Here is a 20,577-nt window from a genome sequence, read left to right as displayed (position 1 = left end):
GTCAGTACAGGTAGGAAAACAGCGAACCGATGCGCTGCATGCCCGAGGCCAGCCAGGCCACCGGATTGTCGCTGGTGGCGTAGATCATGGCATTGACCTTGGAGCCGACCCGCATGGTGGGCGCAATATCGTCGACGATCTCAATGCGCACCGGAATGCTGCGGGCCGGTTCGAACCAGCGGGTCGAGGACTGGTTTTGCGGCAGACCGTTGGCGCTCATCCGACCCGGATCGATGCCCCAGGCCACGCCCTGGACGCGCCCTTTGACAATCTGGCCCGGCTGGCCATCGAACACCAGGGCGACGTCCTTGCCCGGCTCGACATGGGCCAGCTGGTTCTCGCGGAAATCGGCCATAACCCAGGGGCGCTCGCTGGAAATGAAGGTGAGCGCGGGGGCGCCCGCGTTCAGATATTGTCCGGCCGACAGCTTGAGATTGGTCACATAGCCATCGCTCGGGGCGGTCACCGTGGCGAACTCCCGGTTGAGCAGGGCCTGCTCCAGCTGCACCTGAGCGGCCAGCACCTTGACGTTGGCGTCCCCGGCGTCGCCCGCGCCTTCTGTCGCGCTGCGATAGCCGGCCTCGGCCGCCGCCAGGCCAGCGCTGGCTGAGGCCAGTTGCGCCTCTGCCGCATCCATCCCGGCCTGGGACGTCAGGCCGCGACTGTGCAGCTCGGCAGTGCGATCATAGGCGATCTGGGTCGCAGACAGATTGGTGCGGGCCTGATCCACCTGGGCCCGGGTCGCTTCGAGCGAGGTGCCTGAAGCTGCAACCGCCTGACGCGCCTGCTCCAGATTGACCTCGGCGATGCGCACGCTCAGATCATAGGGACGGGGATCAAGCGAGAACAGCCGTTCGCCGGCGCTGACGAACTGGTTGTCCGTGGCAAAGATGGTTTCCACCTGGCCGGATACGCGCGGCGCGATCTGGGCGGTGGCCGCAGCAACCTGGCCGGTCGAACTGGAGGGCACCATGCGATCGGTCGCCACGTGATAGGCCAGGCATGCCGCGGTGACGAGCAGGATGATCCGGGCCGCCTTCTTGGCCGCGCCGCGGGCGTCCTTGGGTGGGGTCGCTGGCGCCTCGGCCGTTCCGGCTGGCGCGGCCGGTTCGGCGACCGACGCTGCAACCGCACGCAGGCCGGGCCGGTCTGGCGGCGTTGCAGCAGCCCTGGATGGCTTAGGATTACCTTGGGTTTCTGCTACATGCATCGGAACGCAACTTTCATCGAAACTATCTAGTTCAACTACAATCTTGATGGTAGAGATATATATTCAGCGGAGTGCCGTCAATGTCTGATGCGAAATCTGATGCGAAACGCCATGCGCAACTGGTCCAGGTGGGTACGGCCATGCGCCGCATGTTGCTCAGCGTCGAAAATGCGCGCCTGCATGCGGCGCGAACCCAGCATCTGCATCCCACCGACTTTGCCTGTCTTGGCCTGCTGGCGCGCAGTCCCGCCCCGCTCAGCCCCAAGGACATTATCCTGCAGCTCGATCTCAGTTCAGGCTCGGTGACGGCGCTGCTCGATCGCCTTGAGAGCGCCGGCTACATTACGCGCATGGCCAATCCCGAGGACCGCCGCAGCCTGCTGGTGGTGCTCGACAAGGTGGCGGCGGCCGAGCCGATGAAGAGCTACCAGAAGATCGAGCAAAGCTATCGCGACGCCACCGCCGGTTTCAGCACAGAAGAACTGGCGATGATCTCTGAATTCCTCGAGCGCATGGCGCGGCTGGCCGATGGCATGAGCGGCGGGCCGATGGCATGAGCGGCGGGCCGACCTCCACGACCAACTGATCAAAGCCGGTGCAAACGACCGATTGCAGGGGCAACGGGGATTTTGCCCCTACGCCCCCATTTGTCCCCTAATCCCCCCATCCATTCGAGCCGATGTTACCGAATCCACCCATTCGGTGCAGCCGCAGCCATTTTTATGCCCCAATTCGGCCGATTGCCGGTTGTCCTTTCATTTCGCAGCCGGTCATTCCTTGCCGACAGGTGCCAGCAAGGCATCACGACAATTGATTGGGAGTGAGATAATGAAGACAGTTTTGGCAACCGCCTTGACCCTGGGCGCGCTGGCGCTAGGCACGCAGACGGCGATGGCGCAGTGCGATGATGGCGAAATGGTCATCAAGTTTGCCCATGTGGTGGCTGCATCCGGTCACCCCAAGGGCGATGCAGCAACGCTGTTTGCCGATCGCGTCAATGAGGAGATGAACGGCGTCGCCTGCATGGAAGTGTTCCCCAACTCCACGCTGTTTGACGACGACAAGGTGATGGAAGCCCTGCTGCTCGGCGATGTGCAACTGGCCGCCCCGTCGCTGTCCAAGTTCGAAGCCTATACGCTGAAGTATCGTCTGTTCGATCTGCCCTTCTTGTTCTCTGACCTGGATGCGGTCAGCCGCTTTTTTGCTACCGACACCGCCAAGGACCTGCTGCTGGCCACTGAAGAAGTCGGCTATACCGGCCTGGGCTACTGGTCCTCGGGCATGAAGCAGTTCTCGGCCAACAAGCCCCTCATCCTGCCAGAAGACGGCAATGGCCTGAAGTTCCGCATCCAGACCTCGGACGTGGCGGAAGCCATGATCGGCGCCATGGGTGGTTCGGCCCAGAAGCTGGCCTTCTCGGAAGTCTATGGCGCGCTGCAGACCAAGGTTGTCGATGGTCAGGAAAACACCTGGTCCAACATCTACACCCAGAAGTTCTTCGAAGTGCAGGACGGCATCACCGAGACCAACCATCAGCTGCTGGCCTATCTGCTGGTCACCTCGACCGAATGGCTGGAATCGCTGGAGCCCGACGTGCGCGACCAGTTCCTCAGGATCGCCGAGGAAGTCACTGTCAGCGCCAATAATTCTGTCGCCGAGCAGGAAGCCAAGAACCGCCAGAACATTCTGGACGCCGGCGGCACCATTCGCGAGCTGACCGAAGAGCAGCGCGCGGCCTGGGTGGCCGTGATGAAGCCCGTCTGGGCCGATTTCGAAGCCGACGTCGGCACCGACAATATCGCCGCTGCCGAGGCCGCCAACACCAAGTAAACGCGCCGATCCGGGGCCCCGCACGGGCCCCGGATCTTGCCGTTTGGTGATACCACTACATTGGGGGCCGCATGACACAGATGGTCGTGATTATAGCAGTGCTGATCGGGGCACTGTTCTTGATTGAGCGGCGGTGGCCCAGTGCCGTCACCCGCTTTGAAGAGGGTACGCTGGCGTTTCTGATGGCCGCGCTGACCCTGGTCAGCTTCACCCAGGTGGTGATGCGCTATGGTTTTACCACCGGCTGGGGTGGCGCACTCGAATTCACCCGCATCCTTTTTGCCTGGCTGATCCTGTTCGGCATGAGCTACGCCATCAAGATCAACTCGCATCTGGGCGTCGACATCGTGCTCAACCTACTGCCGGCGCGCCTGTCGCGCATTATGGCGGTGGTCGCAGCACTGACCTGCGTGGTCTACGCCTTCACCCTGCTGTACGCCAACTGGCTGCAGATCCTGGGCATCGATGCCCGGGGCGGCGCCATCGATTACTGGGCAAAAATGTTCAAGGTCGGCATCGGCCTGGATGACCTGCGCTACCCCGAATGGGCCCAGCAGAGTTTTGGTCTGCAGGAGCGCGTGCAGCGCTGGATCGCCTATCTGATCCTGCCCACCGGACTGGCCCTCTTCGCCTATCGCAGCCTGCAGGCGGCCTATGACATCGCCACCGGCAAGCGCCAATACATCATCGCCAGCCACGAGGCAGAAGACCTTGTGGCCGAGAACAAAGACGCGGTGAAGGACTAACACCATGGAATCCATCATTCTTTTTATCATGGTGCTGACGCTGCTGTTCATGGGCGTCCCCATTGCCGTGTCGCTGGGCCTGTCGAGCGTGCTCACCATTGCGCTGTTTTCCAGTGACAGCATGTCCTCGGTGGCGCTGCAGCTGTTTTCGGCGTCGCAGAATTATACCTTGCTGGCCATTCCCTTCTTCGTGCTGGCCTCGACCTTCATGTCGACCGGTGGCGTGGCCCGCCGTATCATCCGCCTTGCGGTGGCCAGTGTCGGCCATTTCCGCGGCGGGCTGGCCATGGCCTCGGTACTGGCCTGCATGATGTTTGCGGCGCTGTCCGGCTCCTCGCCAGCCACCGTGGTGGCCATCGGCACTATCGCCATCGCGGCGATGCGGCAGGTTGGCTATTCCAAGGAGTTTTCCGCCGGCATCATCGCCAATGCCGGTACGCTGGGCATTCTGATTCCGCCTTCCATCGTCATGGTGGTGTATGCCACCGCGACCAATGTGTCGGTGGGCCGGATGTTCCTGGCCGGTATTCTGCCTGGTCTGGTGGCCGGGGCGATGCTGATGGTCGCCATCTATATCGTTGCCCGTCGCCGTAATCTGCCAAGCGAGCCATGGCACGGCTTTGGTGAGGTGATGGCCGCCGGCAAGGAAGCGGGTTGGGGGCTGTTCCTGATCTTCATCATCATTGGCGGCATTTATGGCGGCGCCTTTACCCCCACTGAGGCCGCTTCGGTAGCGGCCGTCTATTCGGTGTTCGTCGCCCTGTTCGTCTATCGCGACATGGGGCCGCTCAAGGGCCTGCCCTGGATCCCGCAGGACTCTGAGCCCAGAACGGCGGTGGGCTTCAAGGCCTCCGTCTATGCCCTGGCGATCCTGGCGCTGTGGATGATCTCGTCGTTCTTTTTTCTGGGCGGCATCGACACCACCACGCGCCTGCAGATCGGCCTGGCGCTGGCCGTGCTGGTGCTCCTTGGCTATCCCTATGCCCGCCAGCAGCCGAGCCCGCTGACCTTCCTGTACGGTCTGCCGGTCTGGGGCTATAATCTGGGCCTGATCGCGCGACGCTTCCTGCCGGCCCTGTTCCACGGCGACACCAACAAGGCCATGGTCGACAGTGCCAGGACCACGGTGATGCTGATGTTCATCATCGTCAATGCGCTGCTGTTCGCCCATACGCTGACTGCCGAACGCATCCCCCAGACCATTACCGAGTGGATGCTGGGCGCCGGGTTCAACTGGTTCACCTTCCTGATCGCCGTGAACATCCTGCTGTTGATCGGCGGACAGTTCATGGAGCCATCCGGCCTGTTGCTGATCGTGGCGCCGGTGGTGTTCCCGATTGCCATGGAACTGGGCATCGATCCGATTCATCTGGGCATCATCATGGTGGTGAACATGGAGATCGGCATGGTGACGCCGCCCATCGGGCTTAACCTGTTCGTGACCTCGGGCATTACCGGGATGAGTCTGGCGCAGGTGGTGAAAGCGGCGTTGCCATTTGTGATGGTGTTGATGATCTTCCTGGTGATCGTCACCTATGTGCCGGCGCTCTCGACCCTGGTGCCCTATGCCCTGATGGGACCGGAGATCATCCTGTCGCGCTAAAGCGGCGCAGCACCGCAACAGCAAAGGGCCCGCGATCAGTGATCGCGGGCCCGGTCGTTTCTGGCGCTCGCTGAAGGATCAGTCAGCGCGCAGGGGCTAGAGATCGTGCAGTTGCACGCTTTGGGCAGCGCTGCTGAGCAGGGTCTGGGCCACCATGGCCTCTTCCTTGGCATTGCCGGAGAGATCGACGCGCAACATCATTGCGGTCGGAAAACGGGCGTGCAGATCGGTCAGGGTGGCCGCACTCAGGGCCGGCTGGTCATCGCCCTGCCCCATCTCGGCGACGGCCTGCGCAAGCGGGCAGGACATGCAGCGGCTAATCCCCTGGCTGGTCAGTCGGGCGGCCACCGCGTCCAGTTCTGCCGCAGTGGCAAAAATACCGATGGCGGCGCGACGACGGACCTCAGTCATGGTCATTCTCTGCATGGCTAATGGGTATTTCCGTCGCATTCAGCGAGTTGGCGCAAACGCTCCATGCTACGCACCTGAAAGCTGCCGCGATCGGGAAGATCGATGATCCGCAGCGTGCGCAGACGGGTCATGTTGCGGCTGACCGTTTCGATGGTGAGGCCGAGATAGTCGGCAATATCGGAGCGGCACATGGGTAGCGCCAGACGCTCGGCAAGTGGGTTGGCGGATTTGCGGGCCATGGTCAGCAGAAAGCTGGCCATCCGCTCAATGGCGGTCTTGCGGCAGAGCAACAGCGAGAGATCCTGCAGGGTCTCGACTTCGCCACGGGCCACATCGAGCAGCTTTTCAGCCAGTTCGGGGCGTTCGCGCATGGCATGCAACAGCGATTTCTTGTGGATGACGCGCACCCTTGTGGTCGTCAGGGCGTCGCAATCAAAGCGATAGGTATCGCCCTGGCAAAAGCCGACAATGTCGCCAGCAAAGGCAAAGGCCACGATCTGGCGCCGTCCATCGGGGAAAATCTTGTAGGCGCGCACCGCCCCAGTGAGAACTTCGTAGAATGCGGTGGTCTCGTCGCCTTCCCGGAACAGGGAGTCGTAAGCAGCCAGCAGGCGCACACCGCCGGTGCTGCCGCCTGCGGCCGGCCAAGGCGTTGGAGTCTGGACTGGCGACGCTATGGTGGAAAGCTGCATGGTGATTCCTCGATTCCCACAAATCACTGTGGACGTGGGCTATAAGGGGGTCGGCATGTAAGCTGCGTACGCGGCGTTTGTAATGAATTGTAACGGCGACAGCAGCACCCGCCAGCCAGCAAGGAGATCGCCCCAGCATGACCGAAAACCCCAGCCACATTCTGGTCGTGGATGACGATGACCAGGTGCGCCGAATGCTGCGTCGCTGCTTTGAAGACGAGGGCTACCGCGTGAGCGAGGCGACCGATCAGGCGGGTGTCGAAACCGCGCTGGAGAACGGCGTCGATCTGATCACGCTTGATCTCAATCTGGGTCGCACCGACGGGCTGACGATTGCCCGCAGCGTGCGGCAGAGCTGGGACCTGCCCATCATCATGATCACCGGCAAGGGAGACATGATCGACCGCATTGTGGGCCTGGAAATCGGGGCCGACGATTATATCGCCAAACCCTTCCATCTGCGCGAGGTGCTAGCGCGCGTCCGCTCGGTGCTGCGCCGCAGCGGACCGCGCACCGACGCGCCCGCATCGGCTCCGCCGGCCTCAATCGCCTTTGATGATTATGTGCTGGACCTCGATCGCCGCGCCCTGCGCGGGTCGGATGGCGATATTCGCCTGACCAGCGGCGAGTTCGACCTGCTGGCCCTGTTCGCTCGCCATCCACACCGGGTTCTGAGTCGCGACCAGATCATGGACCTGCTCAAGGGACACGACTGGGCACCCAATGATCGCAGTATCGACAACCAGATTGCCCGCTTGCGCAAACTGATCGAAGTCAATGCCCGCGAACCGCGCCTGCTCAAGACCGTCCGCGGCGCCGGCTATTGCTTCACCCCGCAATCGCTGCAGGCCTGAGCCTCAGCTCTTGAGTGCGGCGTCGATGGCATCCGCCAAATCGGCCATACGGTAGGGCTTGCGGAGGATTTTGGGCTGGTTCTCGCGATCATGATCGCTGCGTGCCATTTCTTCGGCATAGCCTGAGGTGAGCAGAACCGGCATGTTGGGATAGAGCGCCTGCACCTTGCTGCGCAGGTCAAAGCCACTCATGCCGCCGGGCATCACCACATCCGAAAACAGCAAATCGGCGGTTGAGCCGGCGGCCAGCAGATCAATCGCCTCGGCGCCGCTGCCGGCAGCGATGACATTGTAGCCCAGTTGCGTCAGCCGGGTCACGGTGAGCTTGCGCACCCGCTCATCATCCTCAACCGCCAGAATGGTCTGCCCGGCGCCAGGCAATGCCGGCTCGTCGGGATCATCCGTGGCAAGCCCAACCGGCTCGACAAGATGGCGGGGCAGGAAAATACTGACGACAGTGCCCTTTTCCGGACCGCTCTCGATAGTTGCAAGGCCACCGGACTGCTTGGCAAAGCCGTAGATCATCGAAAGCCCCAGCCCGGTGCCGCGCCCCTGCTCCTTGGTGGTGAAGAAGGGCTCGAAAGCCCTTTCGCGGACCGCATCGCTCATGCCTTCGCCGGAATCGGACACGGTGAGCCGGACATAATCTCCCGGCTGCAGGCCATCGAACTGCCCGTCCATGGTTTCGTCAATCACGGCATTGCTGGTTTCGATAACCACCCGCCCCCCATCAGGCATGGCGTCGCGCGCATTGACGGTGAGGTTGACGATGGCGCTCTCGACCTGCGACGAGTCGACCCGCACCGGCCAGAGATTGGGCGTCAGCGCATTGGAGAGATAGACCGTCTCCCCCAGCGTGCGGTGCAGCATGTCGGTGAGGCCGAGCACAAAGCTGTTGAGGTTGATGCTCTCGGGCTCCAGATGCGAGCGCCGGGCAAAGGCCAGCAGGCGCGTGGTCAGGCGGGCCCCCAGATCGGCCGCGTCGAGCGCCTCGGTGGCCAGTTCGCGCTGGAGCGGCGTGGTCAGCTTGCCCTCGAGCATTTCGAGATTGCCGATGATGACGGTCAGCAGATTGTTGAAATCGTGGGCAATACCGCCGGTCAGCTGCCCCATGGCCTCCATCTTCTGGGCCTGGCGCAGTTCCATTTCGGTGGCCTTGCGGGCCGACAGGTCATGGATGATGCCGGTAAAGAAGATGCGACCATCCATCTCGAACTTGCTGACGGCCAAATGCATGGGAAACGTGCTACCATCGCGGCGCAGCCCGGTCACTTCACGGCCAATGCCGATGATGCGCCGACGCCCGGTGGTGCGATAATTGTGCAGATAGCCATCGTGCTCGGAATGATAGGGCTCAGGCATCAGGAAATGCACATTGCGGCCCAGAAATTCGGCCTCTTCATAGCCGAACAACCGGGCAGCAGCCGGGTTGACCGTGGTGATGGTGCCGTGGTCATCGATGGTGATAATCCCGTCAAGTGCCGATTGCAGGATCGACTGCAGCTTGCGAGCCTGTCCCACCAGAGAGGAATTCAGTTCATTTTCGTCGGACACGGCGACCACATCATTGTTTGCACTGTCCAAGTCCTAGCCGGGCCATCTGCCGGGTACAAACAAAAAGGCCCCCCCAACCAATCGTCCGTGGTCTTGATATATGTCAAATTGGGGCCTGCGGCAGTTTGCTAGCCTGCGGACATCAGTGGGTCGGTCGATAAGCACCTGTGCCCGCCACCATACGAGCTTCGCGTTCGTTCAAGGAGGATACAATGGCACATGTTGTCGTACTCGGGGCCGGTCTTGGCGGCACTATTATGGCCTATGAGTTGCGCGACGCGCTCGGATCAGAGCATCAGATCAGCGTCATCAACAAGGGACCCGAATACTCCTTCGTGCCGTCCAACCCTTGGGTGGCGGTGGGCTGGCGTGAGCGCGACGCGGTAACCGTTGATCTGGCGCCGGTGTTCGCCAAGCGCAAGATCGCCTTTCATCCGCAAGGCGCCAAACGGCTGCATGCCAGCGAAAAGCGCGTCGAACTCAATGACGGACAGTCCATCAGCTATGACTATCTGGCCATTGCGACGGGGCCCGAGCTGGCCTTTGATGAAATTCCGGGCTTTGGTCCTGAACACTTCACGCAGTCGGTTTGCCAGATTGATCATGCCCTGGCCGCCCGGCCCGCCTTTGACAATTTGGTAGCCAATCCCGGGCCAGTGGTGATTGGCGCGGTGCAAGGGGCCTCCTGTTTCGGCCCCGCCTATGAATTTGCCTTCATTCTGGAAAAGGCCCTGCGCGACGCCAAGGTGCGCGACCGCGTGCCGATGACCTTCGTGACGTCCGAACCCTATATCGGCCATCTTGGCCTGGACGGGGTGGGCGACACCAAGGGCATGATCGAGAGCGCCATGCGCGAGCGCCACATCAAGTGGATCTGCAACGCCAAGGTCGACAAGGTCGAAGACGGCATGCTCAGCGTCTCCGAAATCGCCGATGACGGCTCGGTCAAGCAGGCCCATGAACTGCCCTTTGCCTATTCGATGATGTTGCCGGCCTTCCGTGGCGTGGCAGCGGTGCGCGACATCGAGGGGCTGACCAATCCACGCGGCTTCATCCTGGCCGACCAATATCAGCGCAATCCCGGCTTCCCCGAGATTTTCTCGGTCGGCGTCTGCGTTGCCATTCCGCCGATGGGCAAGACACCCGTGCCGGTGGGTGTGCCCAAGACTGGCTTCATGATCGAATCCATGGTCACCGCCACGGTGCAGAATATTGCCCGGCTGATCGCCGGCGAAGAGCCCAATGCGGTGCCAACCTGGAATGCCATCTGCCTGGCTGATTTCGGGGATTCGGGCATTGCCTTTGTCGCCCAGCCACAATTGCCACCGCGCAATGTGAATTGGTCATCGGAGGGCAAATGGGTGCACCTGGCCAAGGTGGGCTTTGAAAAGTACTTCCTGGGCAAGATGCGCTCGGGTCAATCCGAGCCCTTCTATGAACATCTGGCCCTGCAGGTGCTCGGGATCGACAAGCTCAAGGCCGTCAAGGTCGATCCCGCTGAATAGCGGGCCCGTCCTGGTCACGGGCCTAGCAGAACGGCGCCAGCAGGCGCCGTTCCTGGTTGGCGTCAGTTCACCGAGCCCGTCGAATGGGCCCGCATGACCCGCGGCGCGCTGGGGCGGCAGCGCACGTCGCGCCGGAAATCGGTCGGCGACATGCCGGCAATCTTGCGGAACGATTTGTTGAATGCACTGAGTGAACCAAAGCCGCTATCCATGGCTACCTGCAGCACATTGACGTCCTCCTGCATCAGCAGGGCCTGCGCATAGCTGAGCCGCATCAGGTTGACATAGTCATTGAGCGTCATGCCGGTGGACTTCTTGAAAACCCCCATGGCGTATTTGGGATGGATGTCGGCCGCCGAGGCGATATCGCTCGAATCAATATCCTCGCGAAAATTGTCGGCGATGAAGTCACAGATGCGCACCACGATCGGCGAGGAGTGGTGGTCAATGCCCTCAATGGCACTGGCGACACTGACCGGCCCGGGCAGCAGATCATAGGGGTCGAAACGGACCCGTTCGATGCGCAGCAGCAATTCGTCAACGGCCATGCCGGCCTTCATCGGGTCGCCTGAACGGGCATAGTCGTTCCATCGCGCAAAATTGAGTGCATCGGCAGCATCGGTTGCCCTGGTCACCAGGGTCGCGCCCTGCATCAGCTTGGCCTGCACGTTCTGCGGCAGCCGCAGCCGGAAGAAATGCACCAGTGGCAGATGGCCACCGGCATAGACCAGATCGTCCGAGGCATCGTTGAGATAGTGCGGCCGGCCGCCCCAGAACAGTGCCATGTCGCCCGCATTGAAGCGGATTTCATGCCCGCTCATGCGGTAATTGGCCCAGCCACGGACAATGAAATTGACCTCCACCTGTGCGTGCCAATGGGCTGCTCGCATCACCAGCGGGGATGCGTGAAACATCTGCAGTTCGGTTGGTAGACGCTCCACCCCATTGGCTGCGGGTTCATAATACGCCCTTGCCACCATCTTACTTTCCGCCAACTCTTGCTACCTTTTGGCATAGACGCCCTGCGTCAGTAGCATAGCTTAGGAAGGGCTTATCGGAAGAGCAAATTAAAAGGGAGGACTACCATGAATCGCATTGCTTCGCGGCGCCTGCTCGGTGTGGCACTGGCCGGAGTCAGTTTTCTGACCGTCGCCGCCGCCTCGGCCGGGGAAGTTTCGGTCTGGGTCTGGGATCCCAACTTCAACGGCGCCGCCATGAGAGAGGCCGCCGCGCGCTATACCCCCACCCATCCCGACGTCACGATCAATATCGATGACTCGGCCAGCCAGGACGATATCCGCGCCAAGCTGCAGACGCAGCTGCTTGCCGGCAGCACCGAGGGGCTGCCCGATATCGTGCTGATCCAGGACGACGTGGCGCAGAAATATCTGCAGTCCTTCCCCGGCGCCTTTGAGCCGCTGTCGGATGCTATCGATATGTCGGCATTCGCGCAGTACAAGGTTGCCGCGGCGACCCTGGATGGCAAATCCTACTCCCTGCCCTTCGACTCCGGCGTAACGGGGCTGTTCTACCGCTCCGACATTCTCGAGGAAGCCGGTTTCACCGGCGAAGACCTCCAGAACATTACCTGGGACCGCCTGATCGAGATCGGCACGGAGATCAAGGCCAAGACCGGCAAGCCGCTGCTTGACCTCGATCTGGCCGATAGTGGCCTGATCCGCATGATGATGCAGTCCGCCGGCGCCTGGTATTTCACCGAGGATGGCAGCCTGAGCATTGTCGATAATGCGCCGCTCCGCAAAGCGCTGGAAACCTACGCCAGTTTCTACCAGGCCGATCTGGTCAAGCCCGTCTCCGGCTGGGCCGAGTATACCGGCGCCTTTACCTCGGGCGAAGTCGCCATGGTTCCCGTGGGCGTGTGGATTACCGGAACGATCAAGGCCAATGCCGACCAGTCCGGCCTGTGGGGCGTCGCCCCGATCCCGCGCCTCGATGTCGAAGGCTCGGTCAACGCCTCCAACCAGGGCGGGTCGAGCTGGTATGTGCTCGCATCGTCAGACAACAAGGAAGAGGCCATCGACTTCCTCAAGACCGTCTGGGGCGGCGATGTCGATTTCTACCAGAAAATTCTGATCGAACAGGGCGCCGTGGGCTCGCTGCTCGCCGCTCGCGAAGGCGAAGCCTATCAGGCCACAGACCCGTTCTTTGGTGGGGCGCCGGTGTGGCAGAACTTCTCGCAGTGGCTGAGCGAGATCCCCAGCGTCGACTATGGCACCTTTACCGCCGAGGTCGATTCCGCGGTACAGGCGCAACTGCCCACGATCATCGAGGGCGGCGACCTCGACGCTGCGCTGCAGGCGATCCAGGATCAGGCCCAGCAGCAGATGCAATAATCTGCCGTAGGGAAGCGGGCCGCGGCCCGCTTCCCGCCCCGGCGCTGCACGGCAGCGCCGGGCCCTTTGGGGCAGGATCCATGCGGTTGCAGCGGAGAGACAGATAATTGGCACAGGCACGACTGGCGCGCAGGGAGCATCTGACCGGGTGGGCGTTCATCGCCCCGGCGCTGATCCTGCTTGGATTGTTCATGATCTACCCGATCATCTGGTCGCTCTGGATGAGCTTCCAGGTCGGCAAGGGTATGAATTTCAGCTTTGGCGGCCTGGCCAATATCGAGCGGCTCACCAAGGACCCCGTGTTCCTGCGGGCGCTGGGCAATACCTTCACCTTCTTCATCATCCAGGTGCCGATCATGATCACGCTGGCGCTGCTGTTCGCAGTGGCGCTCAATGATTCGACCCTGCGCTTCCGGGGCCTGTTCCGCACCGCGATCTTTCTGCCCTGCGTCACGTCGCTGATTGCCTATTCGACCATCTTCAAATCGATGTTTGCCACCGACGGGGTAGTCAATCAGGCCCTGATGGCGGTCCATATCATTGGCTCGCCAATCGGTTGGTTCACCGATCCGTTCTGGGCCAAGGTGGTCATCATCATTGCCATCACCTGGCGCTGGACCGGCTACAACATGATCTTCTATCTGGCGGCGCTGCAGAATATCGACCGCTCGATCTACGAGGCCGCCCGGATCGATGGCGTGCCCGCCTGGGCCCGGTTCCGCTACCTCACCATCCCCATGCTCAAGCCGGTGATCCTGTTCACCACCGTGATCTCCACCATCGGCACGTTGCAGCTGTTCGACGAGGTCTACAATTTCACCGCAGGCAATGGCGGCCCGTCGGATTCGACGCTGACCCTGTCGCTCTACATCTACAATCTGACCTTCAAGTTCATGCCCAGCTTCGGCTATTCGGCGACAGTGTCCTGGGTGATCGTGGTTCTGGTGGCGATCCTGAGCTTCATCCAGTTCCTCATTGCCCGCGACCGGAGGACGTCATGAACGTTGCCCCCATGACAGCTGCAGCAACCGCCCGCCCGATTGCGCGCCGCACCGTGGCGCCTGGCAAAGCCTGGGCGCTTGCCCGCCGCGCCCTCGTCTATCTGCTGCTCTCGATTGCCGCCTTCGTCTCGGTCTTCCCGTTTGTCTGGATGATGATCGGCGCCACCAATAGCTCGGCCGACATCATCAAGGGCAAGGCCAGCATCGGCACCGCCCTGATCACCAATGCGACGACCTTCTTCACCCAGATCGACGCGATCCGCATTTTCTGGAATTCGGCCGTCATCGCCGGCGTCGCGACGGTGCTGACGCTCGTGGTTTCCTCGCTGGCCGGCTATGGTTTCGAGATGTTCCGGTCGCGGGTGCGTGAGCGCATCTTCGCGCTGCTGCTGCTGATGCTCTCCATCCCGTTCGCGGCCATGATGGTGCCGCTGTTCGTGATGTTCGCGCAGGCCAGGCTGGTGAACACCTTTGCGGCGGTGATCCTGCCCACCGTGGCCTCGATCTTCATCATCTTCTATTTCCGCCAGGCGACCAAGGCCTTCCCCAGCGAGTTGCGCGACGCCGCCAAGATCGACGGGCTCAAGGAGTGGCAGATCTTTTTCTATGTCTATATGCCGGTGATGCGCTCGACCTATGCGGCCGCCACGATCATCGTCTTCATGACCAATTGGAACAATTATCTGTGGCCACTGATCATCCTGCAGACCGCCGAGAACAAGACCATCACGCTGATCATCTCGGCGCTGACCTCCGCCTATACTCCCGATTACGGCATGATCCTGTTCGGCACCGTACTGGCCACCCTGCCCACCCTCATCATTTTCTTCCTGCTCCAGCGCCGCTTCGTCGAAGGCATGCTGGGCGCGGTCAAATAAGGTGCATTCAGCATGAGCAGTGTAACACTCAAGGGCGTGCGCAAGTCCTACGGCTCCCTGGAAGTCATCAAGGGCGTTGATCTGGAGATCGAGAGCAAGGCATTCGTGGTCTTTGTGGGCCCTTCGGGCTGCGGAAAATCCACCCTGTTGCGGATGATCGCTGGGCTCGAACACATCACCGCCGGTGAGCTCGAAATCGGCGGGCGACAGATGAACGATGTCGATCCGAGCAAGCGCGGCATCGCGATGGTGTTCCAGTCCTATGCGCTCTATCCGCATATGACGGTGCGCGAGAACATGGGCTTTGCCCTGCGCTTTGCCGGTGTCGCCAAGGAGCAGATCGCCCGACAGGTCGATGAAGCCGCCCGCATCCTGGCGCTCGAACCGCTGCTGGATCGTGTCCCCAAGGAGCTGTCGGGCGGGCAGCGGCAGCGCGTCGCCATTGGCCGGGCCATTGTGCGCAAGCCCGAAGTATTCCTGTTCGACGAGCCGCTGAGCAATCTGGACGCCGAATTGCGCGTGCATATGCGCATCGAGATCGCGCGGCTGCACAAGGAGCTCAAGACCACCATGGTCTATGTGACCCATGATCAGGTGGAGGCCATGACGCTGGCCGATACCATTGTGGTGCTGCGCGACGGGGTCATCGAGCAGGTCGGCAAGCCGCTGGAGCTCTATGAGGATCCAGCCAATCTGTTCGTCGCCGGTTTTATCGGCTCGCCGAAAATGAACCTGATGGCGGGCGTCGTGACGGCATCGGGTAACGGCACGGTTACCGTTGAACTGATCCATCAGGGCAAGGCCAGGCTCGCGCTGCCGCTCACCGGCGCCGCCCCGGCAGTCGGCTCCGCCGTGACCATCGGGGTGCGGCCCGAGCACTTTGGCCCTGCCGGCGCCGGTGGCGCCGAGATGAGCCTGAATATCGATGTCGCCGAGCATCTGGGCGCCACCAGCTATATCTATGCCAATACCAGGTCAGGCGAGCAGATCATCATCGAGCACGAGCAGTCGCGTCTCCAAGGCGATCAGGAAAGCATCACCGTCTCGATCGATCCGGCCCGGGCCTATCTGTTCGACGACAAGGGCCAGCGCCTGCGCTGACGACCACCCAACCCTCACTAGACCTCATGGCGAGCCTGTCGAACCATGAGGTCATGCCCAGACACTCTGCCACGACCTCGTGCTGCCACAGGCTCGCGACGAGGTCCACTCAAGGACCAGAACCATGACTGACAAGAAAATTCGCTGGGGCATTATCGGGCCCGGCAGCATCGCCAAGGCGTTTTTCGGCGGCGTTGCCGATTCAAAGCATGGCGTGATCACGGCCATTGCGACGCGCGACCCGGGCAAGCCGAACCTGGCCACCGACTTTCCCGGCATTCGCGTGGTCAAGGGCTATGACGCCCTGCTGGCGGACCCCGAGATCGACGCGGTCTATATCGCGGTGCCCCATACCGGCCACGCCGAATGGGCGATCAAGGCGGCCGAAGCGGGCAAGCATGTGCTGGTGGAAAAGCCGTTCGCGCTGTCGTCCTTCGAGATCAGCGCCGTGCTGCATGCCCACGAACTGGCCGGCACCTTTGCCGGCGAAGCCTTCATGTACCGGCTGCATCCGCAGACCACCAAGCTGATCGAGCTGGTCCAATCCGGCGTGATTGGCGAAGTGCGGATGATCCAGTCCAGCTTTGGCTTTTCCATGGGCAGGTTCCAGCCCGAGCATCGCCTGTTCGCCTCCAAGCTGGCCGGCGGCGGCATTCTCGATGTCGGCGGCTACCCGGTGTCGATGGCCCGCCTGATCGCCGGCGCCGTCATGGGCAGGCCCTTTGCCGACCCGGTCAAGGTTGCCGGCACGGCCAAGCTCAATGCCGAAGGCACCGATGACTGGGCCGCGGCCATTCTGACCTTCGAGAACGGCATTGTCGCCCAGGTGTCCTGCGCGGTGATGGCCAATCTGGACAATGTGCTGCGCATTCATGGCGCCGAGGGCCGCATCGAAGTGCCCGATTTCTGGTTTGCCGGCGGCGATCGCACCAAGGGCCTCGGCAAGATCGACATCATCAAGAACGGCAAGACCGAAACGATCAGCGTCGGCGAACAGCGCCACGTCTATTCCTTTGAGGTCGATGCCGCCTGCGAGGCGATCCTGGCCAGGCGGCAGGAGCTGGCGGCGCCGGGCATGAGCTGGGATGACAGCCTGGGCAATGCCCGCGTGCTGGACCAGTGGCGCCGCGATGCCGGGATCGAGTTCTCGGTTGAAACCGCGGCCAACCGCGTCAACACCCTAGCCAATCGCCCGCTCGGCCCCAATAGCGGCGCCATTCCCAAGCGCGCCATTCCGGGCCTGGGCAAGCAGGCCTCGGCCGTGGCGCTGGGCTTTGAGGACTTCCGCAGCTTCGCCTCGGGCGCCATCCTGCTCGACGCCTTCTGGGAGCGCGGCGGCAATATCTTCGACACCGCCTTTGTCTATGGCAATGGCTATACCGAAAAACTCTATGGCGAGTGGCACACCAATCGCGGCACCCGCGAAGGCTCGGTGCTGATCGGCAAGGGCGCGCACAGCCCGCTGGTCTATCCCGACGTGATCGCCAGGCAGCTCACCCAGTCGCTCGATCGCCTGCAGACCGACTATGTCGATGTCTACTTCATGCACCGCGACAATCCCGACGTCCCGGTCGGCGAATTCGTCGATGCCATGGATGCAGAGGTCAAGGCCGGTCGCATCCGCGGGCCGTTCGGCGGCAGCAACTGGACCCGGGAGCGCTTCGACGAGGCGGTGGCCTATGCCGAACGCAGCGGCAAGACCAGGCCCATGGCGCTATCCAACAACTTCGCCCTCAGCGAAATGCTGGTGCCGATCTGGGATGGCTGCGTGACATCGTCGACCGAAGCATGGAAGAAGTGGCTGACCGATACCCAGGTCACCAATTTCTCCTGGTCCAGCCAGGGCCGTGGCTTCTTCACCGACCGCGCCGGTCGCGACAAGACCGAAAATGAGGAGCTGGTGCGCTGCTGGTACAATGACAAGAACTTCGCCCGCCGCGACCGCGCCATCGAACTGGCCCGGCAAATCGGGCACAACCCGATCCACGTCGCCCTGGCCTTCGTGCTGGCCCAGCCCTTCCCGTCCATCCCGCTGATCGGCCCCCGCACCCTGGGCGAACTCGACGACAGCCTCAAAGCCTTCGAGATCAAGCTGACGCCCGAACAGGTCGCCTGGCTGGATAACGGCTAGCAACGCCGAAAGGGCCCTGCGGGGCCCTTTCTTTTTGCTAACAGCCTGACCTTGGCGGCCGTGGAACCGGCCAAGGCGCCGCCTGGAGCGATCGGCCATATTTTCGCTCCAGGGGTCTGTCGGATGCAGCCGGTCTCGCTCGTCGTTGATAGAGATGGAGGACTGTAGCGGGCGGCATCGATCACATGGGGGTTCGGTTGGCTGCTCGAACGGCGCCATAGCCAGAGAGAGGAATTTGTCATGAAAGTCGTTGCCAATATTGATTTCGACGGCGATTGCCGCGAAGCGTTCACCACCTATGCTGCCATCCTCGGGGGTGAAATCCGTGGCATGATCAGCAATCGCGACATGCCCGAAGTGGCGCAAGGCGTCCCCGAAGACCGCCTCGACCGGATCGTTCACGCCTGGATCGATATCGGCGATCAGGCGCTGATGGGTCAGGACATGCAGGACTTCTCCGGCCGCAGTGGCTACAGCGTCACCGTCTCGGCGGACTCCGTCGAGGACGCCCGCCGCATCTTTGAGGCGCTGTCGGAAGGCGGCACCGTTCTCATGCCGTTTGAGCCGCAGCCATGGTCGCAAGGCTTTGGCCTGACCAAGGACCGTTTCGGCGTGACCTGGGTCATCGACTCACCAGCCGCAGAGTGATTTGGCGGCCGGCACGGACCGGTGACGTGCTGGCCTCACGGTCAGCCCGGCCAGACCACCAAAGCGGATGCTGAATGTTCGTTCGGCTTCTATGAATTGATCCTGTGGGGGGCGCAGGGGAACATCTGCCAAACGTTGACGATCACCCTTGCGCGGATAAATGCGCAACTCACTGTGCGTTACCGGACGCTGAAGACACCCACGCGCCCTGTTGCCGAAATTTGCACGCCACTTGTTGGAAGGGCGTGCCTATCCAGCAGGCTTGTTTTTGGTCAAGACTTCATGAGGCCGCTGAAGTAGACTGGTTCAGCTAGCGAACAAGCGGCGGGGCAACTATGGACAATACTACTGGCCCGGCTCCCAGCCGGGTGGCAGAGAGCGTCGACTTGTCGAGGTTAACCCTCTCCATTCAGGATGTCCTGGACACCATTCCCGCCGGCGCCATTGTCGTCGATCCGTTAGGGGTCATGCTGGCGGTGAACGCCGAAGTCGGTCGCCAGTTCGGCTATGAACCGGAAGACCTGCTCGGCAGGAGCGTCGATATTCTGGTCCCTGCCGGGCCGCGCGACGGTCACGCCGCCCTCCGGTCCAAGGCATTCGGGTCGGATCAAATGCGCGCAATGGGACCAGGGCGCTCCCTCCGGGGGCAGCGCAGGGATGGCTCGCTTTTCCAGATCGAAGTGGGGTTTCGCACGATAGCCACTGGGGGCTCTCAATTCGTCCTGGCGGTGGTGTCCGACCGCTCCGACCAGTTCCGGGTCCAGGAGTCGGAGGCCCACGAGAGGGCGCTTACCCTGGAGCTTGAGCATCAGGAAGTCGTGGCGCATGAGATGGTGCATCGCGTCAAGAATCTCATGGCGACCGTTGCCGCGCTGATCTCGCTCAGCGCCCGCGGCGCCCAATCGGCCAGGGAGATGGAAGAGAGCCTCAGGGGTCGGATTCTGGCTCTTTCCTCAGTCATCGATTTGGCATTCAAGGCGCCGCAGGCCGCATCAACACGCGGCGCGTTGTCCGTCGAGGATGTCCTTCACGCAGTCCTGGCGCCGTTCATGTGGGGCGACCTTGAGAGCAGCCGAGTCTCGCTGGCCGGGCCACCGCTCGTGGTGAAACAGCGTCCTTCGGAAGTGCTTGCCCTGGTCTTTCACGAACTGACGACAAATGCGCTGAAGTATGGTGCGTTGCAGCAACTGGATGGCCGGATTCTGGTGGACTGGCTGCAGATCGACGGCGAGCTGGTGTTGTGCTGGAGCGAACAGGCTGCCGATTTCGTTGCCCTCGGCACAACTACCATGGGCTTTGGCACCAAGCTCATGTCGCAGTTGATTGAAGGGGAGTTCAGCGGGCGGATTGATCGCGAGGTAACGGCCCAGGGTTGGTTGACAAGGATCACCATTCCCTTGCCATCCCTGGGCCTATAGTCCGCTGCGACCATCTCCGCAATTCTGCTGCCTCGACCAGGAAGCGTGGTAGCCTAGCCTTGAGCCCAAGGTTGATGGGCAGGGCAAACGGTGAACGAGGAGGAGTTGCTATGAAAGGCTTTGTGCAGAACATCGAGAGTCTTGCGGTGGACAATGAGGATTTTCGACGCGTCCTTTACACGGCAAAGCACTGCCAACTCGTCGTCATGGCGTTGAAGCCGAAAGAGGAGATCGGGGCAGAGGTTCACAAACTCGATCAGTTCTTTCGCGTCGAGGAAGGAAATGGGGAGGCCGTTCTCGATGGGGTCAGGACCGCAATCCGAGCAGGTTTCGCCGTAGTGGTACCGGCTGGGGCAAAGCACAACATCATCAACACCGGCGATGTTCCGCTTAAGCTCTACACGCTCTATTCGCCGCCCAATCATCGGGACGGAGTCATCCACCACACCAAGGCCGAGGCGGAAGCCGACACGGAACATTTTGACGGCAAGACGACGGAGTGATGGCAGGTTCCACGATGACGCAGCCGCTGCGATCTCATCCGGGGAGGTGCTGTGCCCGTGACTGGTCATCCCTTGACTCTGACCGAGATGGGCGACGGCGTCACCGTCTCGGCTGACTCTGTCGAGGACGCCCGCCCA

General features: G+C 61.9%; 19 protein-coding genes. 14 read left to right on the top strand and 5 right to left on the bottom strand.

The window, feature by feature from the left end; genetic code table 11:
* Position 1: 1 nt before the first annotated feature.
* Complete coding sequence (locus Q8O80_RS03235) at positions 2 to 1,210, bottom strand: HlyD family secretion protein (protein WP_305576865.1); 1,209 nt, start codon at positions 1,208 to 1,210, stop codon at positions 2 to 4.
* 80 nt (positions 1,211 to 1,290) lie between these two features.
* Here Q8O80_RS03235 and Q8O80_RS03230 point away from each other — a divergent pair, with 80 nt between their 5' ends.
* The 4 genes from Q8O80_RS03230 (at position 1,291) to Q8O80_RS03215 (ending at position 5,389) form a co-directional block, all read left to right on the top strand.
* On the top strand, positions 1,291 to 1,767 hold the full coding sequence (locus Q8O80_RS03230) for a MarR family transcriptional regulator (RefSeq protein WP_305576863.1): 477 nt from the start codon (positions 1,291 to 1,293) through the stop codon (positions 1,765 to 1,767).
* A gap of 271 nt (positions 1,768 to 2,038) precedes the next feature.
* Positions 2,039 to 3,040 (top strand): DctP family TRAP transporter solute-binding subunit, encoded by a 1,002-nt coding sequence (locus tag Q8O80_RS03225; protein WP_305576861.1) that lies wholly within the window; start codon positions 2,039 to 2,041, stop codon positions 3,038 to 3,040.
* Between the two features lie 71 nt (positions 3,041 to 3,111).
* Entirely contained in the window at positions 3,112 to 3,786 is a 675-nt protein-coding gene (locus Q8O80_RS03220; RefSeq protein ID WP_371136082.1) for a TRAP transporter small permease, read from the top strand.
* Between the two features lie 4 nt (positions 3,787 to 3,790).
* The gene (locus Q8O80_RS03215; RefSeq protein ID WP_305576859.1) at positions 3,791 to 5,389 is read left to right on the top strand and encodes a TRAP transporter large permease; all 1,599 of its coding nucleotides are present in this window, start codon (positions 3,791 to 3,793) and stop codon (positions 5,387 to 5,389) included.
* Between the two features lie 96 nt (positions 5,390 to 5,485).
* On the opposite strand, the gene Q8O80_RS03210 is transcribed toward Q8O80_RS03215, so the two are convergent.
* Positions 5,486 to 5,800: a hypothetical protein gene (locus Q8O80_RS03210; RefSeq protein WP_305576857.1), complete on the bottom strand. Its 315-nt coding sequence runs from the start codon at positions 5,798 to 5,800 to the stop codon at positions 5,486 to 5,488.
* 17 nt (positions 5,801 to 5,817) lie between these two features.
* Entirely contained in the window at positions 5,818 to 6,492 is a 675-nt protein-coding gene (locus Q8O80_RS03205) for a helix-turn-helix domain-containing protein (RefSeq protein ID WP_305576855.1), read from the bottom strand.
* Positions 6,493 to 6,629: 137 nt separating this feature from the next.
* Between Q8O80_RS03205 and Q8O80_RS03200 the strand changes: the two genes are divergently transcribed.
* Positions 6,630 to 7,346: a response regulator gene (locus Q8O80_RS03200; RefSeq protein WP_305576853.1), complete on the top strand. Its 717-nt coding sequence runs from the start codon at positions 6,630 to 6,632 to the stop codon at positions 7,344 to 7,346.
* A gap of 3 nt (positions 7,347 to 7,349) precedes the next feature.
* Here the strand turns inward: Q8O80_RS03200 and Q8O80_RS03195 are convergent, their stop codons facing one another.
* Complete coding sequence (locus Q8O80_RS03195) at positions 7,350 to 8,900, bottom strand: PAS domain S-box protein (RefSeq protein ID WP_305576851.1); 1,551 nt, start codon at positions 8,898 to 8,900, stop codon at positions 7,350 to 7,352.
* 212 nt (positions 8,901 to 9,112) lie between these two features.
* Here Q8O80_RS03195 and Q8O80_RS03190 point away from each other — a divergent pair, with 212 nt between their 5' ends.
* Positions 9,113 to 10,405, top strand: coding sequence for an NAD(P)/FAD-dependent oxidoreductase (locus Q8O80_RS03190; protein WP_305576849.1), 1,293 nt, complete (start codon positions 9,113 to 9,115; stop codon positions 10,403 to 10,405).
* A gap of 62 nt (positions 10,406 to 10,467) precedes the next feature.
* Here Q8O80_RS03190 and Q8O80_RS03185 read toward each other — a convergent pair whose 3' ends face one another.
* Complete coding sequence (locus Q8O80_RS03185; RefSeq protein ID WP_305576847.1) at positions 10,468 to 11,385, bottom strand: helix-turn-helix domain-containing protein; 918 nt, start codon at positions 11,383 to 11,385, stop codon at positions 10,468 to 10,470.
* A gap of 105 nt (positions 11,386 to 11,490) precedes the next feature.
* Between Q8O80_RS03185 and Q8O80_RS03180 the strand changes: the two genes are divergently transcribed.
* The 8 genes from Q8O80_RS03180 to Q8O80_RS03145 all read left to right on the top strand — a co-directional run bounded on the left by Q8O80_RS03180 (position 11,491) and on the right by Q8O80_RS03145 (position 20,439).
* On the top strand, positions 11,491 to 12,759 hold the full coding sequence (locus Q8O80_RS03180) for an ABC transporter substrate-binding protein (RefSeq protein WP_305576845.1): 1,269 nt from the start codon (positions 11,491 to 11,493) through the stop codon (positions 12,757 to 12,759).
* Positions 12,760 to 12,866: 107 nt separating this feature from the next.
* Complete coding sequence (locus Q8O80_RS03175; RefSeq protein WP_305576842.1) at positions 12,867 to 13,760, top strand: carbohydrate ABC transporter permease; 894 nt, start codon at positions 12,867 to 12,869, stop codon at positions 13,758 to 13,760.
* Positions 13,757 to 14,638, top strand: a complete 882-nt coding sequence (locus tag Q8O80_RS03170) for a carbohydrate ABC transporter permease (RefSeq protein WP_305576840.1) — start codon at positions 13,757 to 13,759, stop codon at positions 14,636 to 14,638. The genes Q8O80_RS03175 and Q8O80_RS03170 overlap by 4 nt, the downstream gene beginning before the upstream one ends.
* Positions 14,639 to 14,650: 12 nt before the next feature.
* Positions 14,651 to 15,739, top strand: coding sequence for an ABC transporter ATP-binding protein (locus tag Q8O80_RS03165; protein WP_305576838.1), 1,089 nt, complete (start codon positions 14,651 to 14,653; stop codon positions 15,737 to 15,739).
* A 124-nt stretch (positions 15,740 to 15,863) separates the two neighbouring features.
* Positions 15,864 to 17,870, top strand: a complete 2,007-nt coding sequence (locus tag Q8O80_RS03160; RefSeq protein ID WP_305576835.1) for an aldo/keto reductase — start codon at positions 15,864 to 15,866, stop codon at positions 17,868 to 17,870.
* A 240-nt stretch (positions 17,871 to 18,110) separates the two neighbouring features.
* Positions 18,111 to 18,518, top strand: coding sequence for a VOC family protein (locus Q8O80_RS03155; protein WP_305576833.1), 408 nt, complete (start codon positions 18,111 to 18,113; stop codon positions 18,516 to 18,518).
* A gap of 335 nt (positions 18,519 to 18,853) precedes the next feature.
* Positions 18,854 to 19,936: an HWE histidine kinase domain-containing protein gene (locus Q8O80_RS03150; protein ID WP_305576831.1), complete on the top strand. Its 1,083-nt coding sequence runs from the start codon at positions 18,854 to 18,856 to the stop codon at positions 19,934 to 19,936.
* A 110-nt stretch (positions 19,937 to 20,046) separates the two neighbouring features.
* Positions 20,047 to 20,439 (top strand): cupin domain-containing protein, encoded by a 393-nt coding sequence (locus tag Q8O80_RS03145; protein ID WP_305576829.1) that lies wholly within the window; start codon positions 20,047 to 20,049, stop codon positions 20,437 to 20,439.
* Positions 20,440 to 20,577 lie beyond the last annotated feature (138 nt).

The organism is Devosia sp., assembly GCF_030689745.1.
Classification (GTDB): Bacteria; Pseudomonadota; Alphaproteobacteria; order Rhizobiales; family Devosiaceae; genus Devosia; species Devosia alba.
This window is presented reverse-complemented; position numbering and strand designations above follow the sequence as displayed.

Coding starts and splice junctions, on each gene's coding strand:
- Q8O80_RS03235 (WP_305576865.1), bottom strand. CDS start 1,210: ATGCATGTAGCAGAAACCCAAGGTAATCCTAAGCCATCCAGGGCTGCT.
- Q8O80_RS03160 (WP_305576835.1), top strand. CDS start 15,864: ATGACTGACAAGAAAATTCGCTGGGGCATTATCGGGCCCGGCAGCATC.
- Q8O80_RS03170 (WP_305576840.1), top strand. CDS start 13,757: ATGAACGTTGCCCCCATGACAGCTGCAGCAACCGCCCGCCCGATTGCG.
- Q8O80_RS03185 (WP_305576847.1), bottom strand. CDS start 11,385: ATGGTGGCAAGGGCGTATTATGAACCCGCAGCCAATGGGGTGGAGCGT.
- Q8O80_RS03230 (WP_305576863.1), top strand. CDS start 1,291: ATGTCTGATGCGAAATCTGATGCGAAACGCCATGCGCAACTGGTCCAG.
- Q8O80_RS03155 (WP_305576833.1), top strand. CDS start 18,111: ATGAAAGTCGTTGCCAATATTGATTTCGACGGCGATTGCCGCGAAGCG.
- Q8O80_RS03150 (WP_305576831.1), top strand. CDS start 18,854: ATGGACAATACTACTGGCCCGGCTCCCAGCCGGGTGGCAGAGAGCGTC.
- Q8O80_RS03145 (WP_305576829.1), top strand. CDS start 20,047: ATGAAAGGCTTTGTGCAGAACATCGAGAGTCTTGCGGTGGACAATGAG.
- Q8O80_RS03200 (WP_305576853.1), top strand. CDS start 6,630: ATGACCGAAAACCCCAGCCACATTCTGGTCGTGGATGACGATGACCAG.
- Q8O80_RS03180 (WP_305576845.1), top strand. CDS start 11,491: ATGAATCGCATTGCTTCGCGGCGCCTGCTCGGTGTGGCACTGGCCGGA.
- Q8O80_RS03210 (WP_305576857.1), bottom strand. CDS start 5,800: ATGACTGAGGTCCGTCGTCGCGCCGCCATCGGTATTTTTGCCACTGCG.
- Q8O80_RS03205 (WP_305576855.1), bottom strand. CDS start 6,492: ATGCAGCTTTCCACCATAGCGTCGCCAGTCCAGACTCCAACGCCTTGG.
- Q8O80_RS03215 (WP_305576859.1), top strand. CDS start 3,791: ATGGAATCCATCATTCTTTTTATCATGGTGCTGACGCTGCTGTTCATG.
- Q8O80_RS03190 (WP_305576849.1), top strand. CDS start 9,113: ATGGCACATGTTGTCGTACTCGGGGCCGGTCTTGGCGGCACTATTATG.
- Q8O80_RS03225 (WP_305576861.1), top strand. CDS start 2,039: ATGAAGACAGTTTTGGCAACCGCCTTGACCCTGGGCGCGCTGGCGCTA.
- Q8O80_RS03220 (WP_371136082.1), top strand. CDS start 3,112: ATGACACAGATGGTCGTGATTATAGCAGTGCTGATCGGGGCACTGTTC.
- Q8O80_RS03165 (WP_305576838.1), top strand. CDS start 14,651: ATGAGCAGTGTAACACTCAAGGGCGTGCGCAAGTCCTACGGCTCCCTG.